Origin of the sequence: Hirschia maritima DSM 19733 (genome assembly GCF_000378345.1) — a bacterium.
Classification (GTDB): Bacteria; Pseudomonadota; Alphaproteobacteria; order Caulobacterales; family Hyphomonadaceae; genus Hirschia; species Hirschia maritima.
Window position 1 is genome coordinate 1 of sequence record NZ_KB899549.1, and the last position, 20386, is coordinate 20386.

Annotated in this window: 18 protein-coding genes; 8 read left to right on the top strand and 10 right to left on the bottom strand. The window is 44.7% G+C overall.

From position 1 onward, the window contains the following. The first annotated feature begins 393 nt into the window (after positions 1-393). From F551_RS0114495 to F551_RS0114505, 3 genes are all read left to right on the top strand, one after another. Positions 394-792: a pilus assembly protein N-terminal domain-containing protein gene (locus F551_RS0114495; RefSeq protein WP_018998245.1), complete on the top strand. Its 399-nt coding sequence runs from the start codon at positions 394-396 to the stop codon at positions 790-792. Positions 793-920: 128 nt separating this feature from the next. Continuing rightward, positions 921-1487, top strand: a complete 567-nt coding sequence (locus F551_RS0114500) for a TadE/TadG family type IV pilus assembly protein (RefSeq protein ID WP_018998246.1) — start codon at positions 921-923, stop codon at positions 1485-1487. Then, the gene (locus F551_RS0114505; protein ID WP_018998247.1) at positions 1484-2044 is read left to right on the top strand and encodes a TadE/TadG family type IV pilus assembly protein; all 561 of its coding nucleotides are present in this window, start codon (positions 1484-1486) and stop codon (positions 2042-2044) included. The genes F551_RS0114500 and F551_RS0114505 overlap by 4 nt, the downstream gene beginning before the upstream one ends. Positions 2045-2057: 13 nt before the next feature. Here F551_RS0114505 and F551_RS0114510 read toward each other — a convergent pair whose 3' ends face one another. The 4 genes from F551_RS0114510 to F551_RS0114525 form a co-directional block, all read right to left on the bottom strand. Then, the gene (locus tag F551_RS0114510) at positions 2058-2867 is read right to left on the bottom strand and encodes an aminotransferase class IV (protein WP_018998248.1); all 810 of its coding nucleotides are present in this window, start codon (positions 2865-2867) and stop codon (positions 2058-2060) included. Continuing rightward, positions 2860-4242, bottom strand: coding sequence for an aminodeoxychorismate synthase component I (gene pabB / locus F551_RS0114515; protein ID WP_018998249.1), 1383 nt, complete (start codon positions 4240-4242; stop codon positions 2860-2862). The genes F551_RS0114510 and pabB overlap by 8 nt, the downstream gene beginning before the upstream one ends. A 47-nt stretch (positions 4243-4289) precedes the next feature. Next, positions 4290-5063 carry a tyrosine-protein phosphatase gene (locus F551_RS0114520; RefSeq protein ID WP_018998250.1) on the bottom strand — a complete coding sequence of 258 codons (774 nt, stop codon included), beginning with the start codon at positions 5061-5063 and terminating at the stop codon, positions 4290-4292. Between the two features lie 79 nt (positions 5064-5142). Then, positions 5143-6477 carry a cytochrome P450 gene (locus tag F551_RS0114525; RefSeq protein ID WP_018998251.1) on the bottom strand — a complete coding sequence of 445 codons (1335 nt, stop codon included), beginning with the start codon at positions 6475-6477 and terminating at the stop codon, positions 5143-5145. A 316-nt stretch (positions 6478-6793) separates the two neighbouring features. On the opposite strand from F551_RS0114525, the gene F551_RS0114530 reads away from it, so the two are divergent. Together F551_RS0114530 and F551_RS0114535 are read left to right on the top strand one after the other, a co-directional pair. Continuing rightward, positions 6794-7150 (top strand): YybH family protein, encoded by a 357-nt coding sequence (locus F551_RS0114530; RefSeq protein ID WP_018998252.1) that lies wholly within the window; start codon positions 6794-6796, stop codon positions 7148-7150. A 178-nt stretch (positions 7151-7328) separates the two neighbouring features. Further along, positions 7329-7859: a hypothetical protein gene (locus F551_RS0114535; RefSeq protein WP_033405200.1), complete on the top strand. Its 531-nt coding sequence runs from the start codon at positions 7329-7331 to the stop codon at positions 7857-7859. A 57-nt stretch (positions 7860-7916) separates the two neighbouring features. On the opposite strand, the gene F551_RS0114540 is transcribed toward F551_RS0114535, so the two are convergent. The 6 genes from F551_RS0114540 to F551_RS0114565 all read right to left on the bottom strand — a co-directional run bounded on the left by F551_RS0114540 (position 7917) and on the right by F551_RS0114565 (position 16267). Further along, complete coding sequence (locus tag F551_RS0114540) at positions 7917-9359, bottom strand: AMP nucleosidase (RefSeq protein WP_018998254.1); 1443 nt, start codon at positions 9357-9359, stop codon at positions 7917-7919. A 100-nt stretch (positions 9360-9459) separates the two neighbouring features. Beyond that, the gene (locus tag F551_RS0114545) at positions 9460-10755 is read right to left on the bottom strand and encodes a phospholipid carrier-dependent glycosyltransferase (RefSeq protein ID WP_018998255.1); all 1296 of its coding nucleotides are present in this window, start codon (positions 10753-10755) and stop codon (positions 9460-9462) included. Between the two features lie 131 nt (positions 10756-10886). Next, positions 10887-11924, bottom strand: coding sequence for a ribonucleotide-diphosphate reductase subunit beta (locus F551_RS0114550; protein WP_018998256.1), 1038 nt, complete (start codon positions 11922-11924; stop codon positions 10887-10889). Positions 11925-12262: 338 nt separating this feature from the next. Next, positions 12263-12970: a lipid A-modifier LpxR family protein gene (locus F551_RS0114555; protein WP_155826078.1), complete on the bottom strand. Its 708-nt coding sequence runs from the start codon at positions 12968-12970 to the stop codon at positions 12263-12265. Between the two features lie 273 nt (positions 12971-13243). After that, positions 13244-15109, bottom strand: a complete 1866-nt coding sequence (locus F551_RS0114560) for a ribonucleoside-diphosphate reductase subunit alpha (protein ID WP_018998258.1) — start codon at positions 15107-15109, stop codon at positions 13244-13246. A 474-nt stretch (positions 15110-15583) separates the two neighbouring features. Beyond that, positions 15584-16267: a DUF533 domain-containing protein gene (locus F551_RS0114565; RefSeq protein WP_018998259.1), complete on the bottom strand. Its 684-nt coding sequence runs from the start codon at positions 16265-16267 to the stop codon at positions 15584-15586. Between the two features lie 175 nt (positions 16268-16442). Here F551_RS0114565 and F551_RS0114570 point away from each other — a divergent pair, with 175 nt between their 5' ends. The 3 genes from F551_RS0114570 to F551_RS0114580 all read left to right on the top strand — a co-directional run bounded on the left by F551_RS0114570 (position 16443) and on the right by F551_RS0114580 (position 20356). After that, positions 16443-17522 carry a glycosyltransferase family 4 protein gene (locus F551_RS0114570; RefSeq protein WP_018998260.1) on the top strand — a complete coding sequence of 360 codons (1080 nt, stop codon included), beginning with the start codon at positions 16443-16445 and terminating at the stop codon, positions 17520-17522. 273 nt (positions 17523-17795) lie between these two features. Next, positions 17796-19007: a type III PLP-dependent enzyme gene (locus F551_RS0114575; RefSeq protein WP_018998261.1), complete on the top strand. Its 1212-nt coding sequence runs from the start codon at positions 17796-17798 to the stop codon at positions 19005-19007. A 164-nt stretch (positions 19008-19171) separates the two neighbouring features. After that, positions 19172-20356 carry a saccharopine dehydrogenase family protein gene (locus tag F551_RS0114580; protein ID WP_026296858.1) on the top strand — a complete coding sequence of 395 codons (1185 nt, stop codon included), beginning with the start codon at positions 19172-19174 and terminating at the stop codon, positions 20354-20356. Positions 20357-20386 lie beyond the last annotated feature (30 nt).

Here is a 20386-nt window from a genome sequence, read left to right on the forward strand (position 1 = left end):
GCTGTTGCACCAGACTCGTCTTTAAAGAATTTGTTCAATAGGTTTTTCATTTTGTATTCTCCGCATTTTTTTGCATGGCTATAAACCCACCCCCTTGGTTATATTTGCTTCTCGGCGGCGGTTGAGAATAGTTATAGAATAGATTGGTGAAATCGACGTTTAACTATACAAAAACTTGTCTGGTAAAAGGGTAATTACTTGTTTACCACCATTTTTTCTTCAATTGCGTAGGATTTGATTTACCAACAAAACACCCCCTCCTATTCCCCAACAAAACTTGAACAATACGTAAATAGAAACAGTTCGCCCCCTTATAAATATTTCTTAGGTTTTGATTCAGTCTTTCAATCTATTTTGTTCAAAACCTCACTTGAAGGGATAATAGGATTAGAAATGGCTTTCAATTTTTCAAAAATGGCAATTGCCTCCGCTTTTGCAATCTCTGCCACTCTGACTGCACAAGCAGCCACTCCCGCCAAAGAGAGTAAAATTGAAGTTTACATCGATCAAACTCAATTGCTTCACCTTGGTAAGCCTATGGGAAGTATCATTGTGGGGAACCCAGATGTAGCAACCGTTGCTGTTCACGATAACCACACACTTCTTTTAACAGGGCTAACATTTGGAGCCACAAATCTAATTGTGCTAGATTCCGTTGGCAGACCTATTCACAAGAGCCAACTTCTCGTGTCTGAACGCAATGGTACCGGCACACTAACTGTTGCACGTGGCGAAAAAACCGACACATATGCATGTAGCGATAAATGTCGTCCGGTTAAAACAGGCATGTAACCCCCAAACAACTTCCCTTCACATCACCAACTCGGGAAGTTGTGTTCATTTTTGTTCATCAAGAAAACAATTACTTCATCTATTTAGCGTATGGTTTGTTATACCATTACGCTCTTAGGTGCCGATTTATGCAACTACCATCTTCATCAACCAATCAAAACAGATTGTGGAAACGTAAGTTAAATAAATTTTTGCGTAACACTAAAGGTGCCGTTGCTGTTGAGTTCGCACTCATTGCCGCACCATTTTTTATTCTATTGTTCGGCCTGATAGAAATTGCCCTTTTGTTCATGATGACTACCACCTTGGACTATGGAGTTACTCAAGCTTCAAGACAGATTCGTACTGGCCAAATCCAAGCTGGTTCAGGATTGAAAAAAGAATTTTCCGATCTCGTTTGCGGAAACCTTTTTAATCTTCTCGATTGTGGCAGCAAACTTCATATCGACGTGCAAAGATATAATGACTTTGTAGCTAGCGATGCTGGAGATGGCCTTCCCCTCAATGGAGACGGAACACTTAACAACAATTTTCAGTACAATCCCGGCGAAGCCAACGAAATTGTACTCGTTCAAGTATATTACGAATGGAAATTGATCACACCTATTCTCTCAAGTGGATTGAGCAATATGGCTGAAGGCAAAAGACTACTTCATTCAACTGCTGTATTCAGAAACGAGCCTTTTGGATCATGATAAAGCTTCTTAGAGAATTCAAGAAAAACGAAGATGGGCTAGCTGCAATAGAATTTGCTCTGACCCTCCCCCTTTTAACTATCCTCTACTTTGGGACGATCGAAGCCTCAATGCTAGTTGAAGCTGATCGCCGTGTCACATCTACGGCAAGCACAATTGCCGATCTCGTCGCCCGGACCCGAGAAGTAAACTATTGCGAAATGGAAGATATTTTTTACGCCTCTAGCCGGATCATTCGCAGCAAATCCAAAGGGCAAGTCAAAATGCGCATCAGCAGCATTACAGAAGATCCAAACACTGGAAAAAACACTGTAGAATGGAGCCAAGGCCGCAACGGAATGTCAGGCCTGCCAGAAGGCTCAGAGGTAACCGTAGATGCGGGAATTATGCCGTCAGCAGGCTCTGTCATATTGGCCGAGGTAGAGTACCCTTATGATACTCCTTTTCAATACATTTACAAATCAGCTTCAAACCTTAAACAGCACTTTTATCTGCGCCCCCGTCAATCCAACAAAGTTGAATGGATTGGCCCTACGACAAACCCAGGAAACTGCTAAAAAAGCATCCAATTCAGAGATCCATCTGGATCCCTGACTGCTCTAATTTTTTACCATCTATCGACAAGATCGGACGGCTTCCCCACAGACTATTTACCCCAACAGCTGACACTGATTTCTTTTCGAACAACTCTTCAACTTTTATCGATCGTTCCTCAATGCTTATCCCCTTAGATTTGAGGAATGCAATCACAGTAGAGCGCATAAAACCATTGCGGACACCATCTTCAACTGGCGGTGTAACCCACTCGCCTCCCAACCTCACAAAGATATTCCCCATAGCAAGCCCCGCAATTTTGCCTTGAGTATTCAACATTAAGGCTTCATTTCCACCGACCTCAGCTGCAGCCCTCAAAGCAGCGAGATGATCCCCATAGCACCCTGCTTTTATCTTCACCAAAGGCGATGTTTCATTCCTCCGAATGGCACTAGTGAACACTTTCAGAGGCTCAAATGGGCGAGCATGCTCTAATTTAAAAAACTGCAAAACACAGTTAGGGGCTCCAGAAACGAATGCGCCGCGCCCCTCGCCTCGGCTCACAGTCATACGAACGCTCACCGCAGACAGACCAATTTGCAGGAGCCTGTCTTCAGCCTCTTTCAGCGCGGCCTCTAGGGCCGCTAAATCGCAAGCAGGGAATTGCAAAACATCCATTGATCTCGCCAGCAGCCTCAAGTGTTCGGACTTGCCCTCAATGTAGCGGCCATTGAAATACAATGTTTCAAAACACGAATCACCCAACAAAAAACCACGATCACCCACTGAGATTTGTGCACTTCCGGCATCTACCCAATCACCATTAACCCAAGTTTGATCAATCATGTTTTTCTACCCCTATTGATTGGGTTAGTGCTTTTATCAACGCTTGGCCTTTATGGATGGTCTCTTGATACTCGTCCTCGGGAACTGAATCTGCAACAATACCTCCACCAACACGAAACTCACCTTTCCATCCATCGTTCAATTCTGAAAAAGCGGTGGAACGAATCAGAATAGATGAATCCATACATCCATCCGGCGAGACCCACAGCAATGAACCGCAATATGGCCCTCGCGCCGCGTCCTCCATTTCTGCGATGATCTGCATAGCGCGAATTTTTGGAGCTCCTGTGATCGACCCTCCAGGGAATGCAGCTCTTAATAGATCAACCGGCCCTTTGTCATCTTGCAATCGCGCAGTCACCGTTGAAACTAAATGATGCACATTGGCAAAACTTTCCAGTGCATTCAATTTTGGAACCTTAACTGAACCAGGAATACTCACTCGCGATAAATCATTGCGCATAAGATCGACGATCATCAAGTTCTCGGCGCGATCCTTTTCAGATGACAACAATTCCGAAGCAAGCGTTATATCTTCTGCATCGGATTTTCCGCGCGGCCTTGTCCCCTTGATGGGTTTCGTTGAAACATACAACTCCCCATCAATTCCTAACCTAGTCTTCAAAAAACGTTCCGGAGAGTTTGAAGCCAGAACTAAACCATCCAATCGAAAGTAGGATGAAAAAGGAGCGGCGCTTGTCTCATTTAATCTCTTGATCAGATGATAGGGATGCACACCTTCACTCAAAGTAAAATCAAAGGCTTGCGAGATATTCGACTGAAAACAATCTCCAGCATGGATATAATCGACAGTCTTTTGAATTTTTGTCTTATAATGCTCCAATTCTTCACGCGGCGTTGGCATTTCATCGCAGAGAACATTGGGATTATGATTGAGTTTCCCTTCTCTTTTCAAAGCATCAACTAACGTTTCTTTTCTCTGACTGGATCGGCCTATTTGCTCCCAATCCCAGATGTAGAGCCTTGCTCTTTTCTCTTCATGATCAAATGCTAAAACCTGATCATAAAGCCCCAGTGCAAGATCAGGCCAAGCACTAAAATCAGGCCCCTCTTGCAATTTGGGCAGTATCGACCGGCCAAATTCATAGCTTAACAGTCCAGCCCATCCCCCACAAAAAGGAGGAGCTGATTTGGGACGTACAAATTCTAACTTTTTAAGAGATTGTTCTAATCTACACAAAGCCGCATCGGACTGTGTGCCATCGCCGCGAAACAATATCGTCTCCAACGGTTGAGCACATATATAGCTCCAACGCTTTCCCTTACCATGCATCAACATAGCAAATGGCAAATCCCGTAAAGGCTCAAACACCATTATTGGATCATTGTAGGGAAATTCCAACGCTTTAAACATAGGACTCTATCGCTTTGTCACGCAGCAAATGAAAGCCGCGCGCGCTCCTATTCGAGCAGTTTTGATTTTAGTTGCGCAACCATATCATCACTCACATTCAAAATCTCTTTTGAATACTGGTCAATCGACCCATGCTTTGATGAAATTTCATCTAATGCACCGCGTAGATATTCTGGACGAACACCTAAGAACGGAAACAAAGCCTCATCATCATCTATTTTTAGTCCTAAACGCTTTTCCCATTTGGCGCGAACGACAGGCAATCGTTTTTCAATATCGATTGTTTCATTGGTAAGAATGTAATCATCGAATATTGTCTCCTCAGGTACACCAAGCAATGACAATGTCAGCGCGCACCCTATTCCGGTTCGATCCTTACCTGCAGCACAATTAATCAAGCCACCACCTGAAGTTTGAGCCAGCCGCTGAAACCAACGCGTATACAAACTCACATGAGCCTCAACCCACGGCGCAACTCTATAGTATTCTAATATGAAATTGTGCGCATCTTCACCAGTTAAATTACCCTTCTCGGCAAATTCCAGATGCGAAGCCTTATAATGATAAAGATCATTGAAAGTATGGACCTCATGAGGGCCCCATAAATTGGGGTCATCCATACGTTCAGACTGACGTCGCAAATCAACCTGAAAATCAATGTCCAGTTTGTTTAAATAATCCAGATCAGCTTCTTTTGCATTTTGCATAGACGCAGTACGGAAAAGCTTCCCTGTCTTAATTCGCCGACCACATGATGTCTCATATCCGCCAAAATCTCGGAAATTTTTGACACCCTCTAACGGCTTAATCCGGTTTTCCATACTTCGCATCCTGTCGCAATAAAACGAATACTTGCATGGTTAAAACCGGATCAAAAAAACGTCCAGTTAAGATTTTGATTTAGAGCGGGTGAAGCATTACTTTCAGATGCTTATACCCTTTGACAAAACAATTGGGCAGACGTTCTGGCTCTTCCAAAACCTCAATGTAACTATAGCGTTTCAAGATTTCATCCCAAAGTATGGACATTTGCAACTCAGCCAACCTATTTCCTACGCAGCGATGAATACCAAAGCCAAATGTAAGATGGCGACGCACATTCGGACGATCAATCCAGATGTCATCAGGGCGTTCTATCATACGCTCGTCACGGTTTCCTGATGCGTACCACATCAGAACCTTGTCGCCCTTTTTAATTGTCTTCCCATGCATTTCGACATCTTCGACAGCCGTACGACGCATATAAGCTAATGATGTTTGCCAGCGCAGTGTCTCGGCTGCCAAATTTGGAACAAGGCTTCGATCTGCTTTGACCTTCTCATATTCTTTTGGAAATAGATTCCACGCATAAACAGAACCTGTCATGCTGTTCCGAGTAGAGTCATTCCCTCCCACAATCAACAATATCAAATTACCTAGCAATTCTTGCGGAGTCATATTCTTGGTTGTTGCATCATGGGCAAGCGCTGACAGCAAGTCGTGCCCAGGCACCTCGCTTTGGCCTCTCTCCTGCCAAAGCGTCATAAATGCCATCAAGCATTCTGTCAGTTCTCTTTGCCACTGCTCTTCACCACCTGGGCAAATGTCTGGATTATATTTGCCAGTCGCGACATCGGACCAGCGAGATAACTTACGACGGTCTTCCTGAGGAAAATCAAAGAGAGTCGCCAACATCATTGTCGTCAGTTCAATAGAAACTTTGTCGACAAAATCAAATGGCTCATAAATAGGCAAACTATCTAGAGTTTGGATGGTGCGTTCTCGAATTAGATGTTCGAAATTCTTGAGACTTTCAGAATCCATTACCGGCTGCACAGCTTTACGATATCGCGTGTGCTCCGGACGATCCATCGCGATAAACATTGGCAATTGAAAGCCATGGTTCAAATCAACTGCTGTGATCCCGCCGTATTTAGCATCAGAAGAAAAACGCTGGTGATCTTTGTCTACTGCAACAATGTCTTCATAGCGTGTGATGGACCAAAATGGTCCCTCAGGAGAATTCTCAGTGTAATGGACAGGTGAATTATCCCGCAGCCATTTAAAATATTGAAAATACTCAGCTCTGCGCCACAGCTCCGGATGTAGCAAGTTGACCTTATCCATATCCAACTGATCTGGAGGTGCAATCACACCATTCGTGTTGAACCGGCCTCTGCGCACTGCTTCATGAATGTTTTGCCCACCGCGAGCTGCCCCGATATCAGGACCCACATTATAAGAACTATCAGGCATTCATTTGCTCCCACCAAACTCCGTACGCACGCAATTATCCAGTTTAAGGATTTAGCTGCAATCTATCTAGTGACTAGTTGCCCACTTGTCAGCCAACCCACGCGCGTAAAATTGTCATACCGTGCCGAATTTTCGGACACGCCTAAATGTAAACATACCATTAATACAATTACAACGTGTATAAATTGCTTTTTGTAAACTCTTTCTTGTTGACCTGCTCCACAAAACTCCGCCAAACATAACTCAATGAAACGATCATATTTTTGAGAAGTCTGTAAAACACATATTTTTCAATGGACTAAAAAGGTTATCGCTTGTGATTACTAGAGAAGAAGCAGAATCATTTGCACGCAGTTGGGTTCAAGCATGGAACGATAAAGATATTGCTGCAGTGGCAAATCATTATAGCGATGACATCATTTATCACTCCCCAAAGCTTATTGAAGTGATCGAACACAATGGTCCGTTCCTAGTTGGAAAAAATGCGCTTATCGAATACTGGAATGCGGCTATTGAAGGTGCGAACAGTCTATATTTCGAAGTAAATAATATATTTCTCTCTTCAGATGCAGTTACACTTTGCTTTGTAAATCATCGCGGACAGGATGTTGCCGAAACTTTCATATTCGATGAAAACCTAAAAATAAAAGAATGTATTGCGTGCTACCACTAAGAACTTTTCTGCCACCTTGTTCTTAGTGAGGCATCAATTTTGCTTAATCCACCAAAGTAATCAGCTTAAAACGATAATTATTACAGCATCGTAATTCGCCAAAGGGGCGAGTACAATTGACCACAGTGCAAATGTTACGTGATAAGTATCCAAAATAAAGACCAAAAAGGTGGTGGAAATGAACTTGAAACTTACACTAAGCGCAATAGCGACAGTTGTTTTGGCATCCGCTTGTCAATCAACACTTCCTAGCGACATGCGCGTTGCAGACTTTTGTGCTGTAGCAGAAAACGCGAACGAAGGCCTATGTCAGGTCAGCTTAGAAATTGATGGCCAGAAAAAAGCTCTATCAGAAACAAACCTTCGTGTTAGCGAAGCTCGTACAATTACAGACCAGGCTTTGAGTATTTCACGTCAAGCTGGCCAAGATGCACGCGATGCCAAATCTATGGCCTCTTCCGCCCTAAACCGTTCCAGTGATCTCTCATGTAAAACTGTTACTGTTCAAAAATCTGACACAGGTACATGTGGTGAAGGTTACACATTGATGGGCTGTACACAAACTCGCTACACTCACCGTGCAGGCGGATTGTCTTTCCTACGTGAAGTGAACAACAAATCCTGTCGTTTCAATTCACGTGTCCTAGAAATGCAAGTACGTTGTTGCGCAACAAACGCCGCAACAGCTCAGTATTCTTCTAGCTACTAAAGCTATAGAAAACAGATTAAAAAAGCCCGTTTAGTATTCCTAAGCGGGCTTTTTTTCTTACCTAAATGGCGGCTCATCAAAAGCGCGTAGCTTGCGAGAATGCAATTTCGCATGCCCTTGGGCCAAACGCTCTAAAGTATCAATTCCAATTCGGATGTGCTCGCCTATCGCGCGTTCATAAAAACTGTTAGCAGCGCCTGGTAATTTTAGCTCTCCGTGTAACGGCTTGTCTGACACACACAACAAAGTTCCATACGGCACACGCATGCGATACCCGTTGGCAGCAATAGTTGCACTCTCCATATCAACAGCGATAGCCCGGGATTGGTTTATACGTTTAGCACTCTCCGTATAGCGCAGCTCCCAATTTCGATCATCCGTGGTAAAAACAGTCCCCGTGCGCAAGCGTGATTTCAATTCTTCAGAATTTCCACCCGTTACTAATGCCGCAGATTCCCACAATGCTTGTTGTATTTCAGCAATTGGAGGCACAGGAATATCAGCTGGAAGAACCCCATCCAGCACATGATCATCTCTCAAATAGGCGTGGCCCAACACATAGTCGCCAATACGTTGGGACTGACGTAGCCCGGCACAATGTCCTACCATTATCCAACATTCTGGTCTCAGCACAGCTAAGTGGTCAGTAATAGTTTTTGCATTGGAAGGTCCAACGCCGATGTTTACCAACGTTATTCCAGATGCCTTGTCAGGCCCTAGCACATGATAGGCAGGCATTTGGTGACGACGCCACGCACCTTCTGAAACCGCCTTAACCGCATCTTTTGTTTTACCATCAACTTTCACTCCCCCCGGCGCAATAAGCTCAGAATAAGAACTATCCTTGTCCTTAATTTGCTCCGCAGCCCATTCGACAAATGCATCTACATAACGGTGATAATTGGTAAACAAGATGTACCGCTGAAAACTTTCAACGGGAGTTCCTGTGTAGTGAGCAAGACGTTTCAAGGAATAATCTACGCGTGGCCCATCAAACAGAGCTAGCGGTTTTTCATGCTCATCCACCCAAGGTGTTCCATCGGGCACCTCATCACCAATTTCAACCAGTTTCGGCGTTGGGAAATAGCTGGAAAAGTCAGCTGGTGAGATAATCTCTGCATCAACACCTTCAGCTCCGTCCAACACATATGGATAAGGAATATCAGAATCAGATGGCCCAACTTCGAATGTCACATCATGATCTTTGGCGATCATGGACAATTGAGAAATCAGATATGCTCGGAAGAATTGCGGCTGAGTTATCGTCGTAACATAAACACCTGGCTCAGATAGCTTGCCAAAAGCCCTAGACATAATAGGTGGCGGCCCGTCAGGCTGATAAATCACCCGAATTTGAGGATAGGAGAAACGGCGATCCTCTCGCCATTTTGGGTCCGGCTTTTGACCTTCCTTTATAAAATCATTCAGCGCAGATTTAAGCGATGCTACAGAGGCGTCATAAATCTCGGTTACGCGATCAACGACTTCTTCAGGTGTCATACAAAGCTCCAGACATTGGTTTTCAATCAACTAGCATTAGTCTGAATTTGTGATCTGGAAAAGCTAAAATCAACGCACGGTCATAAGAAATACCGCAACGTTAGGTCCATGCTCTAAACCAAACCCATTTCAACCACTCATCGCCCTCAAAAGGCATTGCTGTTAAAACCGGATAAAAGAAAACAAAGCTGGCGATCGCCAAAGCCATCCAGACGACCATCACAATATTCTGAAAGCTTGGCTTAACACAGCGCGAAACGAAAGCAGCGATACCCATCCCTAAAAAGAATGCGGCCTGCTCATAGTAATAAGAGAACATGAGATCACGTGGGATAACAGCATACACAAGCCAACATCCCATAAATGCTGATGAAATTGCTAGTAACGCTCCATCATGACGCATCGTTCCATACCCAAAACAGAATAAAATCGCAGGCAATCCTGCCCAATACACAAGAGGGTTTCCAATTAAGAAAATTGCTTCGGAATAAGACGGGTCTGGCTTTTCAAAATAATACCAAATCGGTTCAAACATCAAAGGCCATTCCCACCACTGACTTTGATAAGGGTGCTCCTTAAGAACACTTGTAACATCTGCAAGCATTCGTTGATGCAATTCCAGCAGTGAAAAATTCCCTTCCATCCAGATGAAAGGCAAAAAGGTCAAGCAATATGTTGCAATTGCAGGCACACCCTGCCGAAGACCCGTGCCAAGAAATGAAAAATTATACCATCCTGCGAACCCTGTTCCAAACAATCGAGGGAGGAAATAGCCTTTGGGACTTGTCTCAGAGCATCGCCAAATGAATAACCCACCCCAGATCAACACCATATTGATGCCTGCAGACCACTTGGACGAAGCAGCCAAACCAAGAAAAATTCCGGAAATGACCAACCCAATACTTGCAGCACTGCGAGATCGCGCTCGCTTTCCTGACCAAATTAAGGCCAGAGCCGACAAAACGAAAAACCCAAGACTATATATGTCTAGCATCGCAGTGCGCGACTGAACCAACAATGTCTGATTAAGTAGTGTTAAAATGGCTGCAAAAAACGATATGGAAATGCTAAATCTAAACAGCCGCATTGCCGCATAAACGCTGCAAATACTGAGCACTCCCAAGATTGCCCCCGGCAACCTCCAACCCCATGATGCACCGTCAGCCAATGAAGAACCCAGTCCAATTAGCCATTTTCCGAATGGAGGGTGAGAATTGTTCGTCCAAGCTTCCAATTGGAAAAGCTGTTGTCCCGCAGGCACATAGTGAGTTTCATCAAACACTAAAGAGGCAGGAATATCCAAGCGCCAACAAATTGCCAAACTTGCTAAACAAGCAATTACAACACTCCAAACCCAGTCTAAAGTGCTTATTGAACTCGATTTCGAGCTGAACATTGAATTTGGCCCCTGAAGATATCTCTCTTCTACGCTTTAACTACCGACAGCTTCCGGTTCAATAACGCCGAACACAGAAAAGCGACAAAAAGCATCCGCCCTTTGTCGCTCCTCTATGCATAGCAATTTAATTATAGTTCCGCGACTTCTTTTTGAGACGCTACTTTTTGATCGAATTTCGACCAAACACCAGCATCTCCATGCCAATCACCCGCTGTTGCGCCTTTAGAGTATTCAGTCGCGCGAGCTTCAAAGAAATTAGCATGTTCCACACCGTTTAGAATCTCTGTCAACCACGGGATCGGATGCTCATCAATGCCATAAATCGGGTCTAGTTTTAGCTGTTTCATACGCCAGTCAGCGATGTAGCGAATGTAGTTTTTTATATCTTCAGGCGTCATACCTTCTACTTCACCAGCCTCAAACGCGAGCTCAATGAATTTGTCCTCAAGCTTAACCACGGTCTGACAGCAATCAGCAATATTATCTTTTACATCTTTAGTCAGCGCGCCCGTTTCTTCCGCAAATGTGTGGAACATTTTCATCATGCCCTCACAATGGAGACTCTCATCCCGAACAGACCAAGACACAATCTGCCCCATCCCTTTCATTTTATTGAAACGTGGGAAATTCATCAGCATGGCGAATGACGCAAACAATTGCAGCCCTTCAGTGAAGCCACCAAACACAGCCATTGATGTTAGAATATCTTTTTCGTTGTCGACTTTAAATTGACCCAGATAGTCATGCTTAGCTGCCATTTCATCATATTCCATGAAAGCAGAAAACTCAGAGTCAGGCATACCGATCGTTTCTAGCAGCAATGCATACGCGGCTATATGAACAGTCTCCATATTTGAAAACGCGGCCAACATCATGCGAACTTCAACCGGCTTAAACAGCGGCATGTAGTTTTCCATGTAGTTGGCACCAACTTCCACATCCGATTGCGTGAAGAAACGGAAAATTTGAGTCAGCAAATTGCGTTCTTTATCGTTGAGCTTACCAGCCCAATCTTTACAGTCCTCACCAAGCGGCACCTCTTCTGGCACCCAGTGTACTTGCTGTTGGATCTTCCAGAAATCATAAGCCCAAGGATAACGAAACGGTTTATACGATATCGAAGGAGTCATTAAACCTGGTTTTTCGGGAAGAATGATATTTGACATGATATTAACCTGCTTTGACATATCGTATAAGAATCGCGGCGACTCGCGAAACCACAATATGTAGTGGTTCTCTATTAAAATAAAGCGACATTTGGTACTAATTGCAGGATTTAGACAGGCTACTTTAACAGAGAATATGCCTGTATTGATGCCAGACAAAACATCCTATTGTAAAAATTCAGCCTAGCTTCAAACACTTCACTGCACAATTTGCTTTCCAAGATATATGGACAAGCTCTTCTCAAGAGGAAAGCCTTAGCATTCAATTTTCTGTGGAATGTAATGTGAGTAAGTTATTCTCTTGCTGCTTTTCAATAAAGCAACAATAATTTCAACTCTTACATGCGCATCGTGAAGGACAATGCTGCTATGTTTGCTGTTGTTGTAATCTCTTCAAAACGAGTTTCTCGGCGCATTACACCTATAGATAATTCACCACCTGCTTTGTGGAACGCAACACCCGCATGCCAGTCACCCACTGTAACTTGATCACGCAAAGCAACGCCGTTTATCTTAGCGCCTTTATCACCGACATCCCAACAAAGCGCTTCGTTGTCAGTTCCGACAAACATATACCAGCTATCAACACGAACATGCCTACCGCGCTGATCTACTCTATCAGCAATCTGACCAACACGAACTTCTGCACCTGTCTTGCGAGCTTCATGACCATCAGTCTTTTCAATACGCGCATGTGGGCTAACAGAAAGATCCAAATCAAATCCAGCTTTGTCCAAAGGAGCGCTGAATTCCCACTCCCCAACATAAACTTCTTGGCTTGCACGTCTCAGCGCGCGCGGAGAAAAGTCGCGGCTTGCATGATATTTAAGAACATCATTGTTTACCGCCCAATTGGTAGAACTTAAACGTTTGCGTGAATTAGATCTAAAACTATTTCGTAATTGCTTTTCAACAATGCGAACGGGCTTTTCGGTTGTCGAAAACTCAACCGGCCCCTGCTCCATATACGCAGGCAATACATCCGCAGCAGTATCTGATGAGATACACCCTACACATGAAAATGCGGCAAAAATACTCGCCACCATTGCTAACATCCTATTGTTCCCTGCGATATTTCTAACACTATGGTAAGAATATCACACCCAGTCTTACTGACATCATAACACTATTGCGTAAAATAACGCCAATCAATTTAACAAATTAATTACACTTTTTTTGAGAAATCTTAAAAAATTCAACCCACTAAAATTTGGCACACTTTTGCAATTTTAAGAATTCTCACGCAAAAAACGCGCCACCCTAAAAGAATGACGCGTTATCTTAATTTGATTTAGTATGAATCAGATCAGTGAAAATGCCTACTGACAGGCTAAACATTCATCATAATCTGTATCTGGCGTTTCCATTCCCTCAATCTTTGCCTTCTCTTCAGAACCAGCAAATGAAGCACGCTGTACAGACTTAGAGCGACAGTAATACAGAGATTTAAGCCCTCTCTCCCACGCGCTCCAGTGAAGCATGTGAAGATCCCACTTATTAATGTCAGATGGCAAGAACAGGTTCAACGATTGTGCCTGACATATATAAGGTGTGCGATCTGCAGCCAATTCAATCAACCAACGCTGATCAATTTCAAACGCTGTTCGGAACGTTGCTTTCTCATGCTCATCCAAGAAATCCAACCCTTGCACTGAACCTTCAGCCTCAAGAATCATAGCCCAAACACCCTCTGTATTTTTCCCCTTGGTATCAAGAAGCTTTTCGAGGTGTGGGTTCTTTACCGTGAATGAACCAGACAATGTCTTGTGCGTATAAACATTCGCAGGAATTGGTTCGATACCCGCAGATGTCCCTCCACAAATGATAGAGATAGAAGCTGTCGGCGCGATCGCTAATTTGTGCGAGAAACGCGCCATAACACCGCATTCCTCAGCATCAGGACATGGCCCACGCTCTTTCGCCAATTTCACAGACGCAGCATCTGCACCACGGCGAAGATGCTTAAAGATCATGTTGTTCCAGCTTTTCGCTGTGGCTGATTCCATGGGTACATTCATAGATTGTAAGAATGAATGCATCCCCATCAAACCAAGACCAACCGAACGCTCACGTGTTGCTGAGTATGCAGCACGAGCCATTTCTGTTGGAGCACGATCAATAAAGTCTTGAAGAACATTATCCAAGAAACGGAAAATGTCCTCTAAGAACATTTCATCGTTTTTCCACTCAAGGAACTTCTCTGCGTTCACAGAAGACAAACAACAAACAGCTGTTCTGTCATTGCCCAAATGGTCCAATCCTGTGTGCAACATAATTTCAGAACACAAGTTTGACTGCTTTACCTTCATGCCAAGCTGGCGCTGGTGCGCTGGCATCGCATTGTTAACAGTGTCCGAGTAAATCAAATACGGTTCACCCGTTTGAATGCGAACCTCAAGAATTTTCTGCCACAATTTACGTGCGTTGATCTTTTTAACTTCTTCACCCGTTTTCGGGCTGATCAATCCAAATTCTTCATCATTCTTCACCGCTTCCATGAATTCATCTGAAATATTCAGACCATGGTGAAGATTGAGAGACTTTCGGTTGAAGTCACCTGACGGCTTACGAATCTCCAAAAATTCTTCAATTTCCGGGTGGTGAATATCTAGGTAACATGCAGCAGATCCACGACGCAGAGACCCTTGCGAAATAGCAAGTGTAAGCGAATCCATCACGCGGATGAATGGAATAATCCCTGAAGTCTTACCTGCTCGGCCAATTGTCTCACCGATTGAACGTACATTCCCCCAATAAGTACCAATTCCACCACCATTAGATGCCAACCAGACATTCTCGTTCCAAGTCTCAACAATACCATCGAGAGAATCGTTTACATCATTCAAGAAACAAGAAATCGGCAAACCACGATCTGCACCACCATTAGACAAAACAGGCGTTGCTGGCATAAACCACAGACGCGACATGTAGTCATAGATGCGTTGAGCGTGTTCAGTGTCATCCGCATAGGCTTCGGCCACGCGCGCAAACATTTCCTGATAGCCTTCGCCAGGCAAAACATATCTGTCTGTGAGCGTCTTTTTACCAAATTCCGTTAGATTCGCATCGCGGCTCTCATCGATCTGAACTTGCTGTACAACACGCAATTCAGCGGTCTGTTGAGGCTTCCCATTGTCCGCTTTGTTGTCGTTTTCTTTTGAAATTGCAGCGTTTTCTACAGACATTAAACCTAGGCTCCACGATGTGTATTAATCAATCAGCTTGGTTATGACAAACCATCATATATGGTGTTTATCATATTCTCTGACCCCATATATAGTGGCTTATTGGTTAATGATACGTCAACACTTAGTTATTCAGAATACCGATATTTCCGTGAATAACTCACCTCAATATCCCCTTATCTATTAACCTTATCCGCCAGATCACCAGTAAACACGTACGATATTCGACATTTCCCCTATCAGACGAATACTGTAATTTTTTTCTCTGGTTGGGCTACTCACCGATTCATTAATAAGAACTACACAACTAACTCACAGTTTATCCACAAGCTCGCACCAGATATTGGGTACAAAACGACACCCATACGTCGAAATATAAAAAAAGGCAGACACCATATATAGTGTCTGCCCAATCAACATTGATTCGACTCAGCCAACCAGTTTTCTATATTGAAAACCTCAATGGCTAAGAATTTATATTCCCATTTCAGCACGAACTCGCGCTGCAACATTGGCGTCTAACTCAAGCTTAGCCGCCAAATCCTGTAAAAAACTTCCTTCTTCAGCCGACACCTCGCAAGCACCAGCACAAGCAGCGGCGTATAACTGCACAGCATGATTAGGCGTAACCGCCGCACTCGAAATACGATTTAAAATGTCTTCTCTGCTAACCGTTTCATCTAGAACGGTTTCGTTTAATCCACCTTCATTCAAAGCAGTCTTTATCGCGCTCGCTTCATCTTCATCCAACACGCCATCAGCGTGAGCGGCCGCAGCCATAGATTCAACGACAGCAATTGAAAATGCTGGGTCTTCCGCGTCATTCCCCGCAAATCCATATTCAGTCCCCTCACCAGTAGCATCCGCTCCATCTCGTTTGCTCCACGCATTCCATGCGATCGCACCCAACGCAGCAACAGCTCCAGTTTTTGCAACATTCCCAACAAGTTTACGTCCACCTTTGGAAGCCATCAGAACTGTCAGCAATGCTCCGCCACCAATAGCTGCATTTCTTGCATTCTCGTCTGTCTCAATTTTGTTCTGAACTTTTTTCGCCATATCCTTGGCGCTTTCAACGGTTGCATCAACATCCACTTCTTCAGCAATCTGTGTGGCTTTGTCTTGCAATTGTTTCAGCATTTTTTCGATATCAAACATTCAATGTCACCCTTAATAGATAATTTCGCCAGCAATATCAGATTCAGTTATGTCAGTACTATGGCTAGTGCTGCTAATTTATTTTGGACTTAGTAGACAGGAAAACATAGACAAAATCCCCAAGGGCAAAGTATGCAGTAGCTCACTGCATTCGAAACGACCCAAAGGATATCTGATGCGCATCATGTTAGTTACCGACGCCTGGGAGCCTCAGGTCAATGGCGTCGTCCGCACGATGAAGCGAGTTATTGCTGAATGTGAAGCAATGGGACACGAATGGGATATCGTTTCTCCCAATGACGGTTTTAAAACCATGCCTCTCCCCACATATCCAGAAATCAAACTGGCATTCGGAGCTAAGCCGAAGATTGAAGAAAGACTATTAGAGTTTGAACCCGATGCCGTGCATGTGGCTACAGAGGGTCCGCTTGGATGGGCCGCTCGTGCCATCTGCCTCAAACACAAAATGCCTTTCACCTCATCATACCACACACGTTTTCCTGAATATGTGAATGCGCGCCTGCCGATCCCACTTTGGGCGGGATACAAATATGTGCGCCAATTCCACAAATATTCTGGCCGCGTGATGGTCGCCACTGTTTCAATGATCGAAGAATTGGAATCTCGCGGGTTCAACAACATCGCTGCTTGGTCACGAGGTGTAGACACCGAATTATTCCACCCAAACAAACGCACTGATGATCGCGGCCCTTACAAAGGTATGGAAGGCCCAATATTCTTAAACGTTGGGCGCGTGGCAGTTGAGAAAAACATCGAAGCTTTTCTTGAGTTAGACCTTCCCGGCACGAAGGTTGTTGTCGGCGATGGGCCAGCCCGTGAGGAGCTGATGGCGAAGTATCCAGACGCTGTCTTCCCTGGCTCTAAATTCGGGGATGAGCTAGGAAGTTATTTCGCCAATGCGGATGTCTTTTGTTTCCCAAGTCTTACCGACACATTCGGACTAGTGATTCTAGAAGCCATGGCCGCAGGAACCCCTGTTGCCGGCTTCAATGTACCAGGCCCCAAAGATCTTATTCCAGGTACAAACGCCGGAGCTATCAATGACGATTTGGCGAAAGCATGTATTGAATGTTTAGAGCTTGACCGCGAAGTCGCACACAAGCACGCCCAAGCATTTTCTTGGACAGCATGTGCAAATCAATTCTTAGATAATCTAGAGCCACTTCCAGTCCCGGAACGCAAACGTTTCTGGCAACGCTTCCGCCGCATCCGAAGAAAAAAAACGGTCGAATAGACATGACCTGACTGCTCAAACCAGTAAAAAATCTATTGGGAGTCATTTTTTCTATTTACAGCATTGAATTTTAGAATTATCTGCAAATTTCCGGCGGACATCGGCTCGAGGCTCTGCCGCCCTGATTCCACGTGGCGTCTGGACTACCCGAGTAGAGATAAAATTCTCTCAGGGGTTTGGATGACGTGTGCGGGTTGAGGGGCAGACTTAAACGAGTACGAAAGCCCGTACTAACGCCGGATTGGGTTTACAAAAAGACAGAGGGGATGTGACATGCTCACTTTCCAAACACCTCTGGACCTAGTCCGCGTACTTCGCCCCGAGACTCCGATAGCCTGTGTGCGTCCGGATCGTGTGGGTGCCGCAGCGTCATGGTTCCAGAACAACTTCCCAGGTGACGTGCTTTATGCCGTCAAAGCCAACCCATCGGAATGGGCGCTCGATGCTATGTATGAAGCTGGAATGCGCTGGTTTGATGTTGCCTCGCTAAATGAAATTGAACTCATAGCGAACCGCTTTGATGATGCTATCTTAGCGTATCTACACCCGATCAAAAGCCGCCATGCAATTGAGCGCGCATATTTTGAATTTGGCGTACGTATCTTCGCACTCGACTGTGAAGAAGAATTGCAAAAAATCCTTGAAGCAACCAACCACGCCAAAGACTTAACTCTCGTCATTCGTATGGCTGTTTCCAATGACGGCTCAACCATGCCACTGACAGGAAAATTTGGCTGTTTTGGCAATGAAGCAGTTTCATTGCTACAAGCCACACGTGCACATGCTGATGAGCTGGGAGTCAGCTTCCATGTGGGGTCTCAATGCATGGATCCACACACTTATCGTGTTGCAATGGATACTGTTTCAGCAACCATCCTTCAAGCAGCAGTTACCGTCGATATAGTTGATGTCGGTGGCGGCTTTCCAGCTCTTTACCCAGGCATGAACCCGCCAGAACTACAAGCCTATGTCGACGTAATTGAACAAGTATTTGAAGAAATGCCAGTTCTATTCAATGCCGATTTGTGGTGTGAACCAGGTCGAGCACTAGTCGCTGATTCTACATCAATCGTGGCGAAGGTAGAGATGGTTCGGGATGGCAAAGTCTATCTAAACGACGGAGCCTACGGAAATCTATTTGATGCCGCGCATTGCAAATGGCCGTTCCCAATGGAAGTTCATCGCCCTTCAGGCAAAATCAGCTTCCACAAAAAACCATTTCTTATTTATGGCCCGACCTGCGATTCTTTAGATGTGTTAGATGGTACATTCGACCTCCCAGCAGATATCGCTGAAGGTGATTATGTCGAATTTGGCATGATGGGCGCGTATGGCACGGCAATGAGCACACGCTTCAATGGCTTTGGCGAAACAACCGCATACCGTGTACGTGACAGTATCAGTCAAACCATGTTCGACACTGAATCAGCAGCTGAACGCAGCTATGAAAACAACATCATCTTCTTTCCTCGCAAAGAGGCGTAAGCAACACACTGCTACGTCAATCTGATAAATTTATTCCAATATTCTGTACCGAATACATCTTCGGTACAGCCATAATTCCTGATACATAGAAGAAAACACGCCAAATCGCTTTGCTCATGATTTAATGAAGCTAAACGCTACGGCATAATATGAAGGTTTTTCCAATGACAAAAGTTCTTCAAATTGGTGCCGGTGGTGTTGGCACAGTTGTCGCTCACAAACTTGCGATGAGCCCTGTGTTTACGGACATCATGCTGGCAAGCCGCACGCTGGCTAAATGCGATGCAATTGCCGCTGCCGTAAAAGACAAACAAGGCATTGAAATCAAAACTGCCAAAGTGGATGCCGATAACGTCGCTGAAACTGTTGAGCTGATTAAAAGCTTTGGGCCGGATGTCGTCATCAATGTTGCCCTTCCATACCAAGACCTCACTCTGATGGAAGCCTGCTTGCAGGCAGGTGTGCACTATCTCGACACAGCAAACTATGAGCACCCAGACACAGCAAAATTTGAATATAAAGAACAATGGGCATTCCAAGACCGCTTTAAAGAAGCTGGCCTAACAGCCCTTCTCGGCTCTGGTTTTGATCCGGGCGTAACAAACATGTTCTGTGCGCATGCTCAAAAGCACTTGTTCGACACAATCGACACGATCGACATTCTTGATTGTAATGGCGGAGACCACGGGCACCCGTTCGCGACAAACTTCAACCCTGAGATCAATATTCGCGAGATCACAGCAAATGGCCGTTATTGGGAAAATGGCGAATGGGTCACAACTGAACCATTAGAACACTCAATGATGTTTGATTTCCCGGGTGTGGGTGAACGCAAAGCTTTCCTTCTCTACCACGAGGAAATGGAAAGCCTGTGTCAAAACATTAAAGGCCTAAAGCGCATTCGATTCTGGATGACATTTGGAGAGGCCTACATAAAACACCTTGATGTCATTCAAAACCTTGGCCTCGACAGTATTGAACCGATTGAATTCCAAGGTCAGGAAATCATTCCGCTTCAATTCTTACAAAAACTATTGCCGGATCCAGCTAGCCTTGCGCCAAATTATAAGGGCAAGACTTCTATTGGATGTCTGGTAAAAGGCACAAAAGATGGCAAGTCGCGCACAAGCTTTATTTATAATATTTGTGACCATGAAGAGACATATAAAGAAGTTGGTGCACAAGCTGTTTCCTATACGACAGGTGTACCCGCTGTGGCTGGCGCGGAAATGATCGCAACAGGCAAATGGCGTCAGCCCGGTGTGTGGAATATGGAACAAAACGATCCCGACCCATTCCTAACCCGCCTCAATGAAACAGGCTTGCCTTGGCACGTCAAAGATATGTAGAAATTATAGAGGGCAGCTGATTGGCTGCCC